Source organism: Streptomyces sp. NPDC001717 (assembly GCF_042892775.1).
Taxonomy (GTDB): Bacteria; Actinomycetota; Actinomycetes; order Streptomycetales; family Streptomycetaceae; genus Streptomyces.
Window position 1 is genome coordinate 258,610 of record NZ_JBIAUK010000002.1, and the last position, 19,701, is coordinate 278,310.

The window sequence follows — 19,701 nt, forward strand, 5'->3', positions numbered from 1 at the left end:
GCGCACGCCGGAAGGTGAAACGACCGGCCGGCGGGCCCGACCCGACCACCCGTCGGACAACTCCTCGGCCACAGAGGGGCGTTAGTATCCGAGATCCGTCGGAGGCGTGGGTGAGGGGAACCTATGAGCGTGGGGGCGTCCGAGGTCCCGTGGTCGTGGCGGGTCGGGGATGTCGTCGCCGGACTCTACGAGGTGACCGCCGTGCACGGCCACGGTGGGATGGGCGTGGTGTACAAGGTCCGGCACCGGGTCTGGGATGTCGACCTGGCGGTCAAGAGCCCGCGGCCGGAGCGGTTCCGGGGCGCCGCCGACCGGGAGCGGTTCGTCACCGAGGCCGAGGCATGGGTCTCTCTGGGGCTGCACCCACATGTGTGTGCCTGCCACTACGTCCGGACGCTCGGGGATGTTCCGCGGATCTTCGCCGAGTACGTCGAGGGCGGCAGCCTGCGCGAATGGATCGACGACCGCCGGCTGTACGAGGGCGGGCGGCAGGAGGCCCAGGCACGGATTCTGGACACGGCGATCCAGGTCGCGTGGGGACTGGCCCACGCGCACGACCGGGGACTCGTACATCAGGACGTCAAGCCGGCCAACGTGCTCCTGGATGCTGCCGGCACGGCCAAGGTCACCGATTTCGGACTCGCCCGGGCCCGTTCCGTCACTGCCGTGCCGGACGGCTCACCGGGCGTCAGCGTGCTGGTGTCCGGCGGCGGCCTCACGCCCGCGTACGCCTCCCCGGAACAGGCCGCAGGACGCGCCTTGGGGCGACGGACCGACATCTACAGCTTCGCGGTGTCGGTACTGGAGATGTTCACCGGCGGGGTGACCTGGGTGATCGGAGCAGTGGCGGGCGAGGCACTCGACCTCTACCGCGCCGAAGGGCCGTCCGACCAGGGCTTGCCGCCCATGCCGCCGTACCTGCACACCCTGCTGGCGCGGTGCCTGGACGAACGGCCCGAGAACAGACCCGCCTCGATGGACGAGGTCGCCGAGCAACTGGCCTACATCTACCGGCGGGTGACGGGCGAGACGTACCCGCGCCCGGCCCCGGCGGCAGCCGATCTGCGCGCCGACGAACTGAGCAACCGGGCCCTGTCCCTACTGGACCTCGATCGCGAGGCCGATGCCGACGCCGCGTTCGCGGCGGCCCTGGCGGCCGACCCGCGGCACCTGGAAACCATCTACAACGCCGGGGTGCGGCGATGGCGGCGCGGCGCGACCTCCGACCAGGACCTCATCGCCGAGATCGAGACGATCCGTACCGACACCGGCGACACCCGGCAGGCCCGGCACCTGCTCGCCCAGGTGCACATGGAACGCGGCGACCTCACCTCGGCCCGCGAACTCCTGGGCGGGTCCGCGCGTGAACAGCCCGAGGTGCGGGCGACGCTGCGCGCCCTCGACTCCGGTGAGATCACCGACGCCCGTTGTGTCGGCACGCGTGAGATGCCCTGGCACCGGAACGCGCCGCCGCGCACCAAGCTGCCGATCCGCCTCAGCCCCGACGCGACGCGGGCGCTGACCGGAGAGGCGGACGGCACGGTGCGGCTGTGGGAACTGAGCAGCGGGCGGTGCCTCTTGGAGCTGACCGGGCACAGCGGGCCCGTGCGGTCGGTCGACCTCGGCGGGACGTACGCGATCTCCGCCGGTCAGGACGACACCGTCCGGCTGTGGGACCTGACCGACGGCCGGTGCCTGCGCGTCGTTCGTGCCAAGGCCGGAGCGGCCTGCTTGGGCCTGGGCGGGCAGGTCGCGATCCACTCGGACTGGTACGGCCGATCCCACGTGTGGGACATCCGGGAGGACCGGATCCGGGGGACGCTCGCGAGCTCCGGCGGGCTGCGCTCGCCGCACGTGAGCCCCGACGGCCGCTGGGCGCTGATCGGCGACACCGGGTCCCGGCCCACCGTCACGGTGTGGGACTTGGAGGATTGCCGTCCCCGGCACGAGTTGACCGGCCACGGTCCGGGTCTGGCGTACCCCATCGGTTTCGGTCCCGACGGGCGCCTCGCGATCACCGGGACGTTCGACGGCCCGATTCGCCTGTGGGATCTCGATGACGGCCGATGCGTTCGCACCCTGGAAGGCGCCCGCGCCGGTGACACCGCGTCCCTCAGCGCCGACAGCCGGTTCCTGTTGTCCGGCCACGGGGCGTACCTGCGTTTCTGGGACTGGGAATCCGACCGCTGCGTGCGGACCTTCACGGCTCACAAGGGCGGGGTGCGGGCCGTTCGTATCAGCCCCGACGGCCGTTCCGCGCTGTCCATCGGCGCCGACAACGTGGTGCGCTGGTGGGACCTGCCGCACGGCTACCATGCCGCGCCGGTCCTCTGCCGCCCTCGCCCGCAATCCGAGCTGATCCGTCTCGGAGCACGGGTGGACACCATGGTCGCCGAGGCGGAACGGGCCATGGGGGCCGATCGACTGCCGGCGGCGCTCGACCTGCTCAGTCAGGCGCGCGACACCCCGGGCCACGAACGGGCACCGGCTGTCCTGTCCGCCTGGCGGGCCCTGGGCAGCCGTTCGGTACGGACGGGGCTGCGGGCGGCCTGGCCGTTGAGGGGGCTCACCGGCCACACCCGGGCCGTCAACGCCATCGACATCACCGGTGACGGCCGGATCGCGGTCTCCGGCGGCGGCGACGGAACGATCCGGCTGTGGGACGTCGAGGGCGGCACGTGCACGAGCGTGCTCAAGGGGCATACGAGCCAGGTGCATTCGGTGAGCCTGAGTCCGGACGGGCAGCGGCTGCTGTCCGGCGACTGGAGCGGGGTCGTGCGCCTGTGGCGGCTCGACACCGGTGAACGTCTCCGCGACTTCCCCGGAACCCACGCGCTGCCGGACCTCTTGGAACCGGAGCCCGCCACCAGCGGGTGCGTACGGGGGGAACCTCTCATGGGCGCCGCGCACGTGGGGTTCGGTGCCGACGGGCGGCTGGCGGTGGTCGGAGGCGCCGATGGCGGTGTACGGCTGTGGGATCTGGAAACCGGCCGCCACGTGACGACCCTCAGGGGCGGGGTCGGCTCACGCGGCGGCGAGGACGTCCGCGTCACCGCCATGTGGGTCGGGTCCGACGGGCACCTCGCCGCGTCGGCCGACCGGGGCGTGGTCCGCCTGTGGGACCTGGCCGGCGGACGATGTCTGCACGCCCTGCGTGCGCCGGAAGCAGCCGGGTCGGTGGTCCGGGAGAGCGTATCGGCGCTGTGCCTCAGCGCCGACGGACGATTCGCGCTCACCAGCGGGCAGGCGAGTTGGCCGCTCCGGCTGTGGAACACCGCGACCGGGGAATGCGTACGAGAACTCGAAGCACTCGGAGGCTGGGCGACACAGGCCCGGTTCACCGCCGACGGCCGCTTCGCGGTCGCCACCCACACGAACCGGATCGGCGTCTGGGACGTCGAGAGCGGCAAGTGCCTGCGTTCCCTCGAGTTCTCCGGAAAGGCCCGCCCGACATCCCTCGCCCTGTCCCGCGACGGCCGCTTCGTACTCGCCGGTGACAGCGCGGGGACCATACGGCGATGGGAACTGGACTGGGAACTCGCCGCCCGCGAACCAGCCGGCTGGGACGACGGCGCGACCGCCTACCTGGAAACCTTCCTCCGCCGCCACGGAGGACAATGGACGGCCGGCGACGAGGACGACCTGCTCCGGCTCCTCCAGCACGCCGGATACGGCTGGCTGCGCCCGGACGGCATCCGCAGCCGACTCGGCCGCATGACCCGCTGAAGGGTGCCGCACGAGGTCCGAGGTCTGGGAAGCAGCACGGAAGGCCGTGCCCGCCGCCGAGGCCGCCGCCGGCGACGACGGGAGCGCGCCCGACCGGAGCCCGCCACCAAGCCGGACAGGCGGGGCTGACTCGGGTCCGCGTCGTGTCGAACCCGCCCGCCGAGCAGTTCTACCGGCGCATGGGGGCCGAACCAGTGGGCACGGTCCCGGCATCCCCGCCGAGAGTGACGTGGGTGCGTCCGGAACTGCGGTTCACCGTCCGCCGTTCCACGGACGGTACGACCCTTCACTGACGGCGGCAACGAAAGCCGCGACGCCGCCGCCACTGAGCCGGGGAGGCCGTCGAGCGGGCCGCGCCCGACCAGGGCGTGGCCGTACGGCGGGGCCGGACTCCTCGCCGGTAGCGGCCGCTCGACGGCGGCCAGGAGACGGACACCATGCAGGCGCTGGAGCTCGGCTCCGGTTACGCCGGGCGCGCCCCGGTGTCGGTGCCGGTGCCGGTGTCGTACCGGGGGCGCCGCAGCGCGGAGTGGACGAGCCAACCGGCGGCGGCGCCGACCGCGTACCAGGCCAGGTCGGGCGCGTTGAAGGTGGAGCCGAGTACGAGACGGGCGAGGGTGCTGCGCCGGGAGAGCTCCGCGGGCACCGGAGTGAGCTGGAGGAACTCGACCGCCCAGCCGGCGGCGAGAGCGATCGCGGCGGCCCGCGCGGGCGACAGCCGCGGGGCGGCCGCGACGACGAGCGTCAGGAGCAGGACGGTGTACAGCGCGTCGCCGCCGTACTTGGCCACGTCGCCCGCCGTCATCGCCCTGATCGCCAGCCCCGCGCCGATGGTCAGCGCGGCGGCCATCACCGCCGCCGCGCGGGTACGGGCCGGCCGGCCGGGGGCGGGGTCCGGCGTTGCGGGGACCGGGGTCTCACGGTCGGGGTTCGTGGGTGCGGAGGCCATCTGATCATGGTGCCGGATGTCGGGCCGGCCCGTCCGGGGCCCGGCAAGAACCGAGGGAGACGGCCCGGCCGAGGCCGTGCCCCTCAACCACGCTCCCGGTGACACAGGGGACGGGGGTCAGGGCCGCCCTTCGGCAACAGCGCCGACCCTGGTCGGGGGCGCGGACGACTGCCCCGGAACGGGCTCGGGGAAGAGCCCGCACGGGGCACGCCGCGATACTGACGGCCATGACGAACACCCCCGCCACACCCGCCCCGTTCTCCCGGATCAAGATCCGGACCGGGGCGCTGGTCTTCTGCGGCGACGATGTCGCCCTCATCCGCCGCGACCGCGCCGGTTCCACCCACTACACCCCGCCCGGCGGCAACGTCGAAGACGGCGAAGACCTCATCGCCGCCCTCGCCCGCGAACTCGCCGAAGAACTCGGCCTCGACACGGCGGCGGCCGAGGGCGGGGACCTGATGTGGATGGTCGACCAGCGCGTCACCCGCCCCGGACCCACACCGCCGCCGCGCAAGCTCCATCTGATCTACCGCTTCCACATCACACCCGACATCCGCGCCACCCTCGCCGAGCAGGAACGGGACGAGCTCCCCGACGGCAGCCACGAGGTCGGCTTCATCGAATGGATCGACTACCGCAAGACCGCCGAACTGCCGATCTTCCCGCCCATCGGCTCCGCCCTCGCCGCCCTCACCGACCCCCATGCCACCGTCACCGACGCCGCCTTGGACGCCGTCACCGATGCGAACTACACCTGGGTCTGATCAACGGACCGGGGACCTGGTCGCGCTGGGGCGGACCCGTACCTCACGCGGGCGCGGTGCGAGTGCTGCGCAGCCAGGGCCACTGCGCCGGGCATGTGATCGTGCACCTGAGCGACTGTGGCGTCCTCCACCTGTCCGATGAGGGCAACGGGGCCTGCGGTGCGATGGCCGACGCCGGCCGGCTCAAGCTCCAGAGCCTGCTCGGCGACGCCGTCTCCCTTCGCTTCCGGGAGGGCAACACCGCTGTCCTGACCGACGGGCACACCTTCGCCGTGCGTCATCCCAGGCGAGGCGGTGTCCTACCTGGATGCGCTGCAATCCCGTCGGCTTCGGCGCCCTCCGGCCCTGTTCGACGCGGGCTGACGACAGCCCGGTGCCCGGGGAGTGGACTATGCTCTCGGCTCGAACCGCTTTCCGACATGAGAAGAAGTACCGGTGGACGCCAGGATCACCCGGATCCAAGCCAAACTCGCCGCACTGCCGACCACGGAGAAGGCCGTACTCGGCCCCGTGCTCACCGAGACGCAGATCTCGGACTTCGAGGACGCCCACGGCGTTCGACTGCCCGAGGAGTTCCGCCAGTTCCTCACCCGAATCGGCCACGGCGGCTACGGTCCCACCTACGGGTTGCTGCCCATGGAGCGATGGGTGGGGCGGGGTGACAGGGGGCATCTCGCGGAGTCGTTCCCCATCGCTCCCGATGACGCCGTACCCACGGGTCCCGATGACCGGGGCCACCTCGCAGGCTCCTTCCCCGGCACCATCACCGTTGTCTACCGGGGCTGCAGCGACTTCACGCTGCTCGTCGTCACAGGACCCGGACGCGGGCGCTTGGTGGAGGTCAACGCCGAGGGATTCTTCGCTCCCCTGTTCCACGCCGATTCCGACTTCCTGTCCTGGTACGAGCGTTGGCTCGACTGCGTCCTGACAGGACACCGGGACCTCAACTGGTTCGCCCACCAGATGGCCGGCAGCGAGGACCAGCTCGTGGCGACGCTCCTGGACGACGAACTCCCGGCAAGGCGGCGAGCCGCCGCCTACACGTTCATCACCTACCCGGACCCGAGCGCCGCCTTGCCCGAAACGCTCCTTCGGGCGCTCGCCGCGGAGACTCACCCGGCCGTGAGAGAAACGATCCTTCGCGCCCTCGCCGCCCAGGGAGAACACGGCCGAGATCTGCTGATCACGGCGCTCTCGGATCCGGTCGCCGATGTCCGATCCCTCGCTGCCGTGCTCATGGCGGCGAGCACACCGCAGATACGCCCGCTACCCACCCGGCGACGAGAAGCCCTTGAGCGGCGCCTCGCCCACGAGACGGACGACTCGGTACGCGAAACCATTCAGAGAATGCTGAAGCACTCGACCTGACGTGGCACCTCCGAGCTCTCCGTCGGCGCCACCCGGCCGCGGCGGTCGGTCGCCGTGTGGCGTGCGAAGGCCTGCCGGGGTACCGGGTTGGGGGCCGGGACCCCGGCAGGCCGGTCAGGGCCTCAGTTGATGGTCCACTGCTGGAGTGCGGTGCCGGTGTCGGGCTGCTGGGTGACGAGTGCGCCATTCGTGGAGGAGGCGGTGGTCAGGAGAAGTCCGCTCGCGGCGGAGGCGACCGTGTGGGTGCCGTTGGCCTGCCGCGTGATGTTCCAACGCTGGTTGGCGCCGGCAGTGCAGGTCCACTGGATGATCTTCGCGCCGGCGCTGGTGGACCCGCCTTCGACGTCGGCGCACAGGCCGGACTCGCTGTTCTTGAGCTGGTACGAGCCGTCGGTCTGCTGGGTGAAGGCCCACCTCTGGTTGGCGCCGCTGTTGGGGGACCAGGTGATGAGCTGGGTGCCGGGGGTGGTGCTGTGGCCGGGGTTGTCGAGTGCCTTGCCCCCGGCGGTGAGGGAGTGGACTCCGCCCAGGGCGGCGGTGACCGCCCAGGTGAACGTTGCCGAGCCGACGGCGGTGCCGGAGGCCGCGGTGACCGTCACGGTCGAGGTGCCGGCGGTGGTGGGGGTACCGGTGATCAGGCCGCCGGAGCTGATGCCCAATCCGGCGGGCAGGCCGGTCGCCTTGAAGGTCAGGGGCTTGCCGAGGGAATCGGTTGCCTGAAGCCGGAGGGAGACGGCCTTGTTCGTGGTCCCGGCCTGGTTGCCCGGATTGGTGACCGTCACCGTTTCGGGTGCCTGGGAGACCGGGGTCAGTGTCAGGGTCTGCTCGGCCGCCGTGCGGGTGCCGCCGACCGCGTTGCCGGTGGTGTTGGTCCAGCTGCGGGTGGGCGTGGTCTCGGCGAGGCGGGAGGAGTCCGCGGAGAGGCCGATGACGAGGCCGCTGTACCGATTGACGATCTTGTACGAGCCGGTGGTGGTGCCGTCGGCGGGCGAGGTGCCCTTGATGACGAACCACTGCTGACCGACGGTGGGCCCGCCGGTGCCGGCCGCGGTGACGGTGGGCTTGGTGCCCCAGGCGCGGGTTCCCGTGGAGGTGGCGTCCACTCCGAGGAGCTGACCGGTGCCCGAGTTGGCGATGCGGTACGAGCCGTCGCCGTTCGAGGCGAAGGTCCACGCTTCGAGGCCGGACCCGGTGGCTGCGGCGTTCGAGGTGGTGGCCGGGCTGCCGGGAACCTGGGCCAGGACCCGGCCGCCGGCGCTGCCGATGCGGTAGGCCTTGGAGGTGTCGACCGGTGCCGCGGGCTCGGTCGTGTCGATCGCGAGGTTGACGTACTCGCTGCTCGCTCCGCCGGAGCAGCCGAAGGAGCAGTACGATCGGAAGTCCTTGCCGACGATCGTGGAGCCGGTCTTGTTGCCGGCGTCGAGGAACCAGCGGTACCAGGAGGCGTTCTTGTAGCTGCCCGTGTCGCCGAGACGGAACCACTTCTGGGTGGTCAGGTCGGCGGTGGCGTAGATCTCCTGGGAGGCGTTGCCGCTCTGGTCGACCGCTTGGGGCTGGCCGATGTACAGGCCGAGGTGGGCGTTGTAGGTGATGTCCATGACGAACAGCGGGGACGTGGGGGGCATCAGGCCGGCGGCGACCTGCTGGCTCACGGAGCCGGTGTTGGCCGGGTCGTACTCCTTCGACGGCGGGGTGTACCCGGTCGTGCTGCCGGAGCCGACGGGGACCATGTTGCTCTCGCGGCCGCCGACGCCCGGCTCGGACCAGGCACCGTCGTACCACTTCTGCCAGGAGCCGGGAGCCATCTTCGCCGAGATCGGAGCGCGGGCGACGTGCCCGTAGAACGCGGCCCAGCCGCCGCCCTTGTTCACGATCCGGGAGCCGTAGAAGGCGTAGAAGTAGCCGGACCCGGTGTCGACGAACAGCCGCTGGTCACCCGTGCCGTAGTGGAAGGTCTGCTGCGGGAAGGCGGCGTTGTCGCCGCGCTCGGTGCTGTAGTGCGAGGTGATGACGTGGTCCTTGATGGTCCACGTGCGGCCCTGGTCCTTGGAGACGGCGTAGTCGATGCCGTCGTAGTGCAGGCCGTCGGCGAACGGCTGCGGGGTGAACTCGTTGTGCACGAGTCCGAACCAGTCGCCGGTGTCCGGGTCGACCCAGACGCCGGCGAGGTCGCAGTAGTTCCGGTGCGCGTAGCCCGACCCCGCGGGGGCGGGTGTCGATTCGAGCCCGGTCGGGCTGTTGTTGCAGCGCCAAGTGGTGTCGTTGTTGCGGTCGTTGGAGTTGGCCGGGTTGACCGCGTCGCTGATGGCGCCGGACCGGGTGGCGGTGTCGAGGTTCGTCCCGGTGAAGAACGTCCACTTGCGGGGGTCGTTGGCGCCGTAGAGCGCGTGGGCCTGCTGGAAGTAGAACGTGCCGTCCTTGTCGACGTAGGTGCCGGCGGGGGTGTCGTCAGGGTGCGTCCAGGAGCCCTTGGCGCCGACGGTGACGGTGTAGGCGGGGGCGGTGGCGGAGGTTGGGGCGGTCGACGCCGCGGATGCCGTGGGCATCAGCAGCGTGCTGCCGCCGGAGGCGACCAGCGCGGCGGCGGCGAGTGCGCCGGCCAGTCTGCTTCGAGGAGTGGTCACGGGTACTCCCTGATCCGAGGAGCCGAGTGGGGCGGCTCCTTCGATGGTCCGTCGTCCTTCGGGACGGCGGTTGTGCTCGGGACCGCGGTGACACGGCCCGAGTGCGGTGCTCCCGCGCCGGGCAGGACGACCCGGGGCGCGGGGCAGTGTGAGGGGGGCGGTCCTCAGCCGCCCGCCAGGACGTTCAGGAGGCGCGCGACTTCCGCCGCGACCTCCTCACGGGCGGGGCCGAGGTAGGTGCGGGTGTCGCTGACCGCGGGCTGACGGTGGAGTTCGCGCCGGACGGTCGCGGAGAAGATGCCGTTGAGGTGGGTGGAGATGTTGACCTTCGTCATCCCCGCCGCCACGGCCTTGGCGAGGTCGCCGTCCGAGACGCCCGACGAACCGTGGAGCACCAGCGGCACGCGGGTGGCGCTGCGCAGGCGCGCGATCAGTCCGAAGTCCAGCACGGCGTCGCGGGTGGCCATCGCGTGGGAGCTGCCGACCGCCACGGCCAGGCAGTCCACCGCGGTCGCCTCGGCGAACTCCCGTGCCTCCCGCGGGTCGGTGCGGACGCCCGGAGCGTGCGCGCCGTCCTTGCCGCCCACCTCGCCGAGTTCCGCCTCGACGAGCACGTCGGCCCGGTGCCCGTATTCGGTGACCGCCCGGGTGGCCGCGACGTTCTGCCCGTACGGCAGCTTGGAGGCGTCGAACATCACGGACGTGAAACCGAGCCGGACGGCTTCGTGCACCAGGTCCTCGGACTCGGCGTGGTCGAGATGGACGGCCACCGGCACCGTCGCCTGCTCGGCCAGGGCGAGTGCGGCGCGGCCGATCGGTGCGAGGGAGCCGTGGTAGCGGACGGTGTTCTCGCTGATCTGGAGGATCACGGGGAGGTTCGCCCGGTGCGCGCCGTCCACGATGGCTTCGGCGTGTTCGAGCTGGACGACGTTGAACGCTCCGACACCGCGGTTGCGGGCGTACGCGGGACCGATGATGTCGTCAGTGGCCGTCAAGGGCATGGGGCGTCTCCACACTCGCGGTCGTACGGAACTGGTCGTAGAGGTCGCGGCGGAAATCGCCCGCGAGGGGTGCCGGGACGGCGGCTGCGGACAGCGCCACGGCGTCCCGCAGGAGCTCGGGCCAGGGCAGGCCGGCCGCGAGACCGGCGGCGGGCGCGGCGCGTTTCCCGGACGCGGTGGGAGGTGTGGGGGGTCAGTTCGTCGACGAAGTGGGTGACGTCCAGGGCGGCGTTGAGGGTGACCGTGAGGATCACAGGACTCCCCCCACCCGGTCGGCCGACCTGGCGGCTGCCGGGTCGGCGTCGGCGGCCGCCCAACCGAGCAGGCCCGCTCCGATGCAGCCGGCCCGCGCCCCGAGAGCCGCCCGTACCAGTTCCGGTCGCCGGTTACAGCTCAGACGGCGGTCGAGCGCGGCGCGCAGCGGGTCGAGCAGGAGGCCACCGGCGCGGGACAGGCCCCCTCCGACCACGATCACTTCCGGAGCGAGGACCGCGGCACACGCGGCGAACGCGTCCGCCAGCGCTTCGACCGCGCGCTCCCACACGTCGCACGCCACCGGGTCGGCACGGGCCACGAGCGCCGCGACCTCCGCGGCCCCCTCGACCTCGTGCCCCGACCGGGCGCTGTAGGCGGCCGCGATCGCACGGGCCGAGGCCACTGCCTCCAGACAGCCCCTCCTGCCGCACGCGCACTGCTCGGTCCCGGCGGCGACCGTCAGGTGTCCGAGTTCTCCGGCGTATCCGCCGGCACGGAACGGACGGCCTTCGACCAGGAGGGCGGCGGAGATACCCGTACCGATGGCCACGAACAGGGCGTCGTCGAAGCCACGGGCCGCGCCGAGCCTGCTCTCCGCCATGCCGCCGGCGCGGACGTCGTGGCCGATCCGGACCGGGAGTCCCGTCGCGTCCGTGAGCAACGCGGCCAGGGGCAGGTCGCGCCAGCCGAGATTGACCGAGTGCACGGCGCGCTGTGCGGGCTCGTCGACGATGCCCGGGACCACTACGCCGGCCGCGACGGGTTCCACGCCGAAGCGGACCGCCTCGGACGCCAGGTCGTGGAGGAGTCGAGTGATCGCGTCCACCGTGGCCTCGGGGCCCCGGTGTCGCGGGGTCGCGCCGCGCCGGGTCGTCAGCGGCCGCATGGTGCGGTCGAGGAGCCCGCCCTTCATCGACGTGCCACCGACGTCCAGAGCGATCACGCAGGTGCGGGTGCCGGCACGGTCAGGCATGCTCGCCGGCCAGCACCACGGAGCGGCTCAGGGCTCGGGGCCTGTCCGGGTCGAGGCCCCGCGCGCCGGCCGCGTGGACGGCCAGGCGCTGGGCCCGTACGAGGTCGGCCAATGGGTCCAGATCTCCCACCGCGCCGCCGGATTCGGCGAGGTAGGCGACACCGGTACGGGCGACCTCTGCGGCGAGGCCGTACGGTGCGGGGCCGAAGACCCAGGTGCCCCGACCGGGGCCGGCGATGCTGATGGGGCCGTGGCGGTACTCCATCGACGGGTAGGCCTCCGTCCAGGCGCCGGCAGCCTCCCGCATCTTCAGGCCCGCCTCCAGCGCGAGGCCGTAGGCCCAGCCGTCGCCCAGGAAGGTGATCTGCTCCGCCGCGCACATCTCCTCGGGCAGCGGTGCGGCAACGGCCCGCTCGGCGTCCGCGGCGGCCTGCGCGATCGTGCGCACGGCCCGGGGCAGCGGGCCCTGGCTCTCCGAGTGGGCCCGCAGAAGGGCGAGGGCCGTCGTGGCGAACCTGGTCTGCACGACCGACTGCTCGTCGGCGTAGGCGAGTTCGACGACGCCGTCGGCGACATCGGACACCGGGGTGCCCGCGTCGGCGGTGACGGCGGTGACCGGCGCCTGCCCCCGCAGCTTGGCCAGGAGGTCCAGGACCTCGGTGGTGGTGCCCGAGCGGGTCAGTGCCACGATGCGGTCGTAGCGGCGGCCCACGGGGAACAGGGAGGCGGCGAAGGCGTCCGTCTCGCCTTGACCGGCCTGCTCGCGCAGTTCGGCGTAGGCCAGGGCCATGAACCAGGACGTTCCGCAGCCGATGACGGCCACGCGCTCACCGGGCTGGGGCAGGACGTCCCGGTGGGCGGTGACCGAGGCGGCCGCCCTGCGCCAGCAGTCCGGTTGGGAGGCGATCTCGCGAGAGGTGTGGGAGGTGTGGGAGGTGTGCGCGGAGTCCGGGGAAGTGGACATCGGGCTGGATTCCTTCGGGGTGTTGCGCGGTCGCCGAATCGACCGCGCGAGGTGGCATGTGGAGGGGCGTCGGCGGATCAGTCGAAGGTCTCGACGTACTCCTCGCAGGGCCCGAGACCGGGCGCGTCCACGAGGTCGACGCGGTGGCCGAAGCGGTCGAGTTCGAGGATCGTCAGGATGTTGTCCCCCGCGCGCAGCAGCGGACGGGGAAGGTACAGGGTCCCCTGCGGGCCCACCTCCCAGTAGCGGCCGAGCAGGGTGTCGTTGACCCAGACGAAGCCCTTGCCGAAGCCGGGCAGGCTCAGGAAGGTGTCGGCGGGCTCCTCGACGTGCAGACGTGCGGTGGCGATGCCGCGGCCGTCGGCGGTCTCGGTGGCCGCACCGGCGCGGTCGAGGTCCTCGGCGGTCCATTCGTCCAGCGGCAGGGGGTACATGGACCATCCGTGGACGAGCCGCCGCTCCACGCGGACCCCGCCCAGGATGCCCTTGCCCTGTCCGAGGAGCGGGCCGTAGTTGATGCGTCCCTGGTTCTCCACCAGCAGGTCGAGTCGGATCTCCGCGCCCTTGCCGGTGACGTCGAAGGACGCCGTCGGCCGGTCCAGGACGGTGACGAGGGTGCCGTCGACGAACACCTGTGCGCGATCGTGCAGACCGGTGACCGTCACCTCGTGGGTGCCGGGCGGGATGACCGGGTGTGCGGTGTAGAGCACGAGGCCGGAGGCTTGTCCGAGCTCCTCGAAGGTCAGTGGGTTGGCGGCGTGCACGGGCGTCGACACCGACCTCAGCGCGGGCAGCAGCGCGGATCCGCGGTGGACCGGAAGGGTGGCGGGCTCCAGGAGGGGCGGGTCGTCCGGCGGATCGGGGACGGGCCGTGTGCTGTGGGGGGTGAGCTTGTCGCGCAGCGCGTGGAACTTGGGGGTGAGCGCGCCGTGCTCGGCGACGGGGGCGTCGGAGTCATAGCTGGTGACCGTCGGCTGGAGGGCCTCGCCGTCGTGATTGGCGCCGGCCCACAGCCCGAAGTTGGTGCCGCCGTGTGCCATGTACAGGCTCAGCGAACCGCCTTGGGCCAGGATGCCCTCGACGTCGTCGGCGGCGCTCGAAGAAGACCGGACGTGGTGCTTCTCGCCCCAGTGGTCGAACCAGCCGTTCCAGAACTCGGCACAGAGGAAGGGCTCGCCGGGGCGGCGTGAGCGCAGCAGCCCGGCGGCCTGGTCGGGGCGTGAGCCGAACGTGGCGGCAGCCAGTTCGCCGGGAAGGGTGCCGCCGTCGAGCATCAGCGGTGTGGGCCCGTCCGCGGTGAACAACAGCTCGGAGACGCCGCGTGCCGCCAGGGCGTCGCGCAGCCAGCGCATGTAGGCGTGGTCGTCGCCGAAGCTGCCGTACTCGTTCTCGATCTGCACGGCCACGACCGGGCCGTCGTACGCCGCCTGATGGTCGGCGATGAGCGGGATCAGTACGTCGAACCAGCGTCCGACCTCGTCGAGGTACTCGCGATGGCTGCTCCTGGGGCGCATGCCGGGCTGTCCGGTCAGCCAGGCGGGCAGGCCGCCGTTGTCCCATTCGGCGCAGATGTACGGGCCGGGGCGGACGATGACGTCCAGGCCGGTCTCCTCGGCGAGCCGGAGGAACCGCGGCAGGTCACGCCAGCCGTCGAAGCGGATGTCACCGCGTGTGCGCTCGTGGAAGTTCCACGGCACGTAGGTGTCCACGGTGTTCAGGCCGAGTGCGGCGACGCGCCGGAGGCGGTCGGCCCACTGCTCCGGGTGGACGCGGAAGTAGTGCAGGGAGCCGGACAGGACCCGGTGGGGCCGCCCGTGGCGCAGGAAGCTGCCGTCGGCCCAGCTCAGCACGGGCGGCTTGACCAGCGCATCGGCCACGGGGGCGGGGCGGGCGGAGCCGGGGGACTCGGTGGTGAGGGCGGGAGGGGTCACTTGACGGCTCCGGCGGTCATGCCCGCGCGCCAGAACCGCTGGAGCGCGAGGAAGGCGATCAGAAGCGGTGCTATGGAGACCAGGGATCCGATGACGACGAGGGGCGGGGGTACGGCGACGTGGCCGGCGTTCCAGGCGACCAGACCGACGGTGACCGGCTGCAGCCGGGCGTCTCCCAGGACCATGGCGGGCAGCAGGTAGTTGTTCCAGATCTCGACGAACTGGAACAGGAAGATCGTGACGAGGGCGGGGAGCATCATCCGTACCCCGATCGTGCGGAAGATGCGGAACTCCCCCGCGCCGTCGAGGCGGCCGGCTTCGAGGACCTCGTCGGGCACGCTCTGCTCGGCGAAGACGCGCGCGAGGTAGACACCGAAGGGGCTGACGACACTCGGCAGCAGGACCGCCAGAGGGTTGTCGATCAGGTGAACGCCCGAGAACATCAGGTACAGCGGCAGCGTGAACAGCACCTTGGGCACGAGGACGGCCGCCAGGACCAGGGAGAACAGCATCCCGCGGCCGGGGAAGTCGTACTTGGCCAGGGCGTAGCCGGTCAGGGCGGACAGGGCGGTGCCGACGAGCGCGCCGCTGCCGCAGTACAGAACGCTGTTGAGCATCCAGCGCCAGAAGATGCCGTCGTCCTGGCTGCCGAGCCGGGCGATGTTGTCGAACAGACCGAAGCCGTCGAACCACAGGCCGCTGCCGCTGAACTGCTCCCCGAAGGGTTTGGTCGCCGACACCAGCAGCCACCAGAGCGGGAAGAGGAAGTAGAACGCGGACAGGCCCAGCAGGGCGAGTACGGTGACGCGGCCGGCGGGGCGCGTCCCGCGGCGGGGACCGATCCGGGTGGGCGCGAGCGAGGGCTCGGGGGCGGGAACGGGGGTGGGAGCGGGGGTGGGGATCACCGTGGTCATGCCTGGTCTCCTCGGCGGGTCAGCTTGAAGAAGATGAGCGACACCACGCCCACGGCGACCGCCAGCAGGACCGACTGGGCCGCCGCGTACGGGTAGTTGCCCGCCGCGACCGCGCTCTGAGCCGACATCAGAGGCGTGAAGGCGGAGGAGATCGAACCGCCGGAGACCGGCTGTAGGACGGTCGGCTCGTTGAACAGCTGGGCCGATCCGATGATCGAGAACACCGTGGTGAGAACCAGCGCGCCCCGTACCGCGGGGATCTTGATGCTCCAGGCGATCCGCAGGGCGGAGGCTCCGTCCATGCGGGCGGCTTCGAGGACCTCGGCGGGGATGGACTGCAGGGCCGCGTAGATGATGATCATGTTGTAGCCGGCCCAGCTCCAGGTGACGATGTTGGCCACCGACCACAGCACCACGTCGTCGTCGAAGAACGGGATGGTGACGGAGAGCGGTTCGAGCAGCCGGCCCAGCGGGCTGGACGTCGAGGAGTACATGAACGACCACACGAGCGCGGCACTGACGCCCGGAACCGCGTAGGGGATGAAGCTCGTCAGGCGGAAGAAGCCCCGTCCCCGCGCCGACTTGGAGTCGATGAGCAGGGCCAGCACGAGTGCCACTGCCAGCATCAGCGGCACCTGTACGACGCCGAACAGGGCCACGCGGCCGAGCGAGGCAGTGAACGAGCCGTCGTGAACGGCGCGCACGTAGTTGTCCAGAGGGGCGAAGACCTCCGTCGGGGCGGTCAGACCCAGCCCCGACCGGCGGACGGTGAAGAGGCTGTCGTGGGCCGCGTACAGGATCGGTGCGATGTACATGGCCAGGAACAGCGCGAAGAACGGAGCGCAGAAGAGCCACGGGCCCAGACGTCTCGGGCGCCCGGAGAGGGCTCCGCGTGCGGGCCGGGGCGGAACGGCGGCCGCCGGGCGCCGTCCGATTGCGCGTGCCGAAGGGCGGGCTTGGGTCACGAACGGGGTCCTCACTGTGGTTCGCCCCGCCGACCGGCGAGTCAACGGCGGGGCGACTGCTTGCACTTGCTGATGACGGGGCGGGGCCGGGAGGGACCTGCCGCCCCCGCCCGGGCGGCAGTGCTACGGGGCGACCGCCAGGCCCTGCTTGCGCATTTCGGCCACGGTGGAGTCCTGGGTGTGGCCCAGCGCCTGCGCGATGGTGCCCTTTCCGGTCCAAGCCTTGCCGAGACCGTCATTGAGATCCGCGACCGTGGAGGTCATCAGCGGGCCCCAGGTCCACTCGGGGTCGACGTCGGGCGTGGCGGCGGCGAAGACCTCGTAGATCTGCTGCCCGCCGAAGTAGGGGTCGGCCTTCAGCTGCGGCAGGTGGAGCAGATCGTTCGCGGCAGGATAGAGGGAAGCCTTCTCGACCAGCGTGCCGAACGCCTGCTTGTCGGTTCCCAGCCAGTGGGCGAACTCCCACGCGGCCGCGCTGTTCTCGCAGCCCTTGAGCACGGCCGTGGCCGATCCGCCGGCGTTGCCGACCTTCTTGTCGCCCTCCTGCCACTGCGGCATGGGGGCGACGGCCCACTGCCCGTCCGCGTCCTTGGCGCCGCCCTTGATGACTCCCGCCTGCCACACCGCTCCGACGACCGTGGCGATGTCTCCGTTGCCGAGGCCCGTGTACCACGCCTGGTCGTACATGGGGGCGCTGCTGATCAGGCCGTCGTTCGCGAGGCCCTGCCAGTAGTCCGCGACCTTCTTGTTCTCGGCGGAGGCCATGCTGACCTTCCAGGCGTCCTTGTCGACGCCGAACCAGTCGGCCCCCGCCTGCCAGGCGAGGCCGGCGTAGTCGTAGTCGAGGTAGGGCGAGGAGATGAACCGCTTGGGGTCGGAGGCGTGGATCTTCTCCCCCACGACGCGGTACTCGGCCCAGGTGGCCGGGGGCTTCAGACCGAGCGAGTCGAACAGCTTCTTGTTGTAGAAGAGGGCCATGGGGCCGGTGTCCACCGGAGCTCCGTAGACGGCCTTGCCGAGACTCACCGAGTTCCAGGCGGCGCTCTGGTACTCCTGCTGGGCGGAGCCGGCGTGCTTCGACACGTCCTGGAGGGCGCCCTGGGCGGCGAAGCTGGGCAACGTCTCGTACCCCACCTGGGCCAGACAGGGCGCGTTGCCCGCCTTCACGGCGTTCAGCATCTTCTGGTAGCCGCCCTTCGCCCCGGGCTGCACCGTCTGGTACGTGACCTTGATGTCCGGGTGGCCGGCGTTGAAGGCGTTGACGGCCTCCTCGTAGCCCGGGGCCCATCCCCAGAATGTTATCGATGCCTTTCCGGAGGCCGATGCGGTGCCGGAGCCCGATCCCGAACAGCCGGTGGCCGCGAGGGCGAGGGTGAGGGCACCCGCCACTCCCGCAAGACGGATGAAATTACGCTTCACAGCTCCTCCTGAGCGCCGTGGCAGGCAACGGAGACTCCTGCACGGGGGCCGCCTGTCCGGTGGTGCATACCGGCGGTGCCGTCCGTCCGGTGTGCTGATGGCCGAAACTATGGCAGAGAATGTTATCGATGCCAATAGCCGGTGTTAACCGATGCACTGACCCGGGAAACTGCACGTGAACGGCCATGTGAGCGATACCATTGGCCAGGTAGGACAAGAGAGAGGGATCCCATGGTGAAGAGCGGTGACGCCAACGGCGGAGCGCGCGCCCCGGGCATGGTGGACGTCGCCCGGGTCGCCGGCGTGTCCGCGCAGACCGTCTCGCGTGCGCTCGCCGGGCACCCCAACGTGCAGGAGAAGACGCGCGCGAAGGTCCTGGCCGCGGTCGACCAGCTCGGCTACCGCCGCAACAACGCCGCCCGGATGCTCTCGTCGGGCCGGAGCCGGACCATCGGCGTCGTGACCCTCCAGACGAGCTTCTACTCCAGGGCCGCCGTCACCTCCGGCATCGAGAAGGCCGCCCACGAGGCCGGGTACGCCGTCAGCGCCGCCACCACCGCCTCGCTGGACACCTTCGCCATCGAGAACGCGCTCTCCCGGCTCGCCGACCAGGGCGTCGAAGGGATCATCCTCTCGGTGCCCCTCATCCACACCAGCAGCAGGATCGAACAGCTGACCCGCTCCACGCCCACCGTCACCATCGACGGCTCGCGCACCGAGGCCACCGAGGTCCTCGCCATCGACCAGGTCCAGGCCGCCCGCATCGCCACCCGGCACCTGCTGGACCTCGGACACGAGACGGTCTGGCACATCGCCGGCCCCGCGGAGTGGCTGGAATCAGCCCACCGCCGCGACGGCTGGCGATCCGCCCTCGAAAGCGCGGGCCGCGCCGTCCCGCCACCCCTGGACGGGGACTGGTCACCCGCCTCGGGCTACCGCAACGGCCTGGTGCTCGCACGGATCCCTGACGTCACCGCCGTCTTCGTCGCGAGCGACGAGATGGCCTTCGGGGTGATCAGGGCCCTGCACGAGGTGGGCCGGCGCGTACCGGACGACATCTCGGTCGTCGGATTCGACGACATCGAGCTCGCCGAGTACTGCTCGCCCTCCCTCACCACCATCGCCCAGCCGTTCCAGCACATGGGCGCCCTCGCGGTGACCCACCTGCTCCGCCAGATCGACGCCCCCGGCGCCGTCCCCGAGCCGCGCTCGGTCGAACCGCGCCTCGTCGTACGTTCCAGCACGACGACCGCACCCGTTCGCTGAGCCCTGGCGCCGGCGGGGGTCTGCCCGGCACTCAGCCGGCGCCGCCGGCACACTCGGCCCGACGCACGCGTCGCACGGTGCGCGATCTTCGAGGGAGAACACGACGGCCGTACTCACGGCCGTGTGCAACTGCGCATGGGTGGGTGCGAGTTGCCGCAGCCGCGCCGCTGCGGCCTGGTCGTCGCCGTGCATCAGCGGATACTGCAGGCCGCCCAGGATCCCGGCCTGGCCCTGTGCGGTGGAGGCTGCGCGCGACAGTCCCGGCATTGCCAGACAGGTCGCCGCGTCGTTCGGACGGCGTGGTCGGCGGCGAGCACCACGACGTAGCGGTCACCGCCGTCGGCGTTCGGGGTGCCGGGCTGGTACAGCAGCGGGCCCATGTCCACCGGCCCGACCAGGACCGGCCCCCGCGAGCAGGCGGCACGCAACCGCTCCAGCGCCTCGGCGGTCGCCCCCCGTCGCTGCGCCCACGGCTCCGGCCCAGCAGAGCGACGGCGGCGTCGAGGCCGGCCTCGGGGTGCCGGCCGTAAGGATCGAACAACGGCAGGGAACCGCCGATGGGCTGGGCGCCGAACGGTG

Annotated in this window: 13 protein-coding genes; 4 read left to right on the forward strand and 9 right to left on the reverse strand. The window is 71.6% G+C overall.

Going from position 1 to position 19,701, the window contains the following annotated elements; translation table 11 throughout:
- The first annotated feature begins 129 nt into the window (after positions 1-129).
- On the forward strand, positions 130-3,726 hold the full coding sequence (locus ACFYZL_RS05710) for a WD40 repeat domain-containing serine/threonine protein kinase (protein ID WP_388676358.1): 3,597 nt from the start codon (positions 130-132) through the stop codon (positions 3,724-3,726).
- A 463-nt stretch (positions 3,727-4,189) separates the two neighbouring features.
- Here the strand turns inward: ACFYZL_RS05710 and ACFYZL_RS05715 are convergent, their stop codons facing one another.
- Positions 4,190-4,675, reverse strand: coding sequence for a DUF2809 domain-containing protein (locus ACFYZL_RS05715; protein ID WP_388676361.1), 486 nt, complete (start codon positions 4,673-4,675; stop codon positions 4,190-4,192).
- Positions 4,676-4,902: 227 nt separating this feature from the next.
- On the opposite strand from ACFYZL_RS05715, the gene ACFYZL_RS05720 reads away from it, so the two are divergent.
- Both ACFYZL_RS05720 and ACFYZL_RS05725 read left to right on the forward strand, forming a co-directional pair.
- Positions 4,903-5,442 (forward strand): NUDIX domain-containing protein, encoded by a 540-nt coding sequence (locus ACFYZL_RS05720; RefSeq protein ID WP_388676364.1) that lies wholly within the window; start codon positions 4,903-4,905, stop codon positions 5,440-5,442.
- Positions 5,443-5,877: 435 nt separating this feature from the next.
- Positions 5,878-6,810, forward strand: a complete 933-nt coding sequence (locus ACFYZL_RS05725; RefSeq protein ID WP_388676367.1) for an SMI1/KNR4 family protein — start codon at positions 5,878-5,880, stop codon at positions 6,808-6,810.
- A 122-nt stretch (positions 6,811-6,932) separates the two neighbouring features.
- On the opposite strand, the gene ACFYZL_RS05730 is transcribed toward ACFYZL_RS05725, so the two are convergent.
- The 8 genes from ACFYZL_RS05730 to ACFYZL_RS05765 form a co-directional block, all read right to left on the reverse strand.
- The gene (locus tag ACFYZL_RS05730) at positions 6,933-9,434 is read right to left on the reverse strand and encodes an RICIN domain-containing protein (protein WP_388676370.1); all 2,502 of its coding nucleotides are present in this window, start codon (positions 9,432-9,434) and stop codon (positions 6,933-6,935) included.
- Positions 9,435-9,598: 164 nt separating this feature from the next.
- Positions 9,599-10,435, reverse strand: a complete 837-nt coding sequence (locus ACFYZL_RS05735; protein ID WP_384749179.1) for a ketose-bisphosphate aldolase — start codon at positions 10,433-10,435, stop codon at positions 9,599-9,601.
- A gap of 250 nt (positions 10,436-10,685) precedes the next feature.
- Complete coding sequence (locus ACFYZL_RS05740) at positions 10,686-11,663, reverse strand: ROK family protein (RefSeq protein WP_388676373.1); 978 nt, start codon at positions 11,661-11,663, stop codon at positions 10,686-10,688.
- Positions 11,656-12,627 carry an SIS domain-containing protein gene (locus tag ACFYZL_RS05745; RefSeq protein WP_388676376.1) on the reverse strand — a complete coding sequence of 324 codons (972 nt, stop codon included), beginning with the start codon at positions 12,625-12,627 and terminating at the stop codon, positions 11,656-11,658. The genes ACFYZL_RS05740 and ACFYZL_RS05745 overlap by 8 nt, the downstream gene beginning before the upstream one ends.
- Before the next feature lie 77 nt (positions 12,628-12,704).
- A complete protein-coding gene (locus ACFYZL_RS05750; protein WP_388676926.1) occupies positions 12,705-14,504 on the reverse strand; it encodes a beta-galactosidase family protein in 1,800 nt (599 codons plus the stop codon).
- Positions 14,505-14,554: 50 nt separating this feature from the next.
- Entirely contained in the window at positions 14,555-15,472 is a 918-nt protein-coding gene (locus tag ACFYZL_RS05755; protein ID WP_384749171.1) for a carbohydrate ABC transporter permease, read from the reverse strand.
- On the reverse strand, positions 15,469-16,287 hold the full coding sequence (locus tag ACFYZL_RS05760; RefSeq protein ID WP_388676380.1) for a carbohydrate ABC transporter permease: 819 nt from the start codon (positions 16,285-16,287) through the stop codon (positions 15,469-15,471). The genes ACFYZL_RS05755 and ACFYZL_RS05760 overlap by 4 nt, the downstream gene beginning before the upstream one ends.
- Positions 16,288-16,560: 273 nt before the next feature.
- Entirely contained in the window at positions 16,561-17,856 is a 1,296-nt protein-coding gene (locus tag ACFYZL_RS05765) for an ABC transporter substrate-binding protein (protein WP_384749165.1), read from the reverse strand.
- Between the two features lie 231 nt (positions 17,857-18,087).
- On the opposite strand from ACFYZL_RS05765, the gene ACFYZL_RS05770 reads away from it, so the two are divergent.
- Complete coding sequence (locus ACFYZL_RS05770; RefSeq protein ID WP_384749162.1) at positions 18,088-19,122, forward strand: LacI family DNA-binding transcriptional regulator; 1,035 nt, start codon at positions 18,088-18,090, stop codon at positions 19,120-19,122.
- Positions 19,123-19,701: the final 579 nt, after the last annotated feature.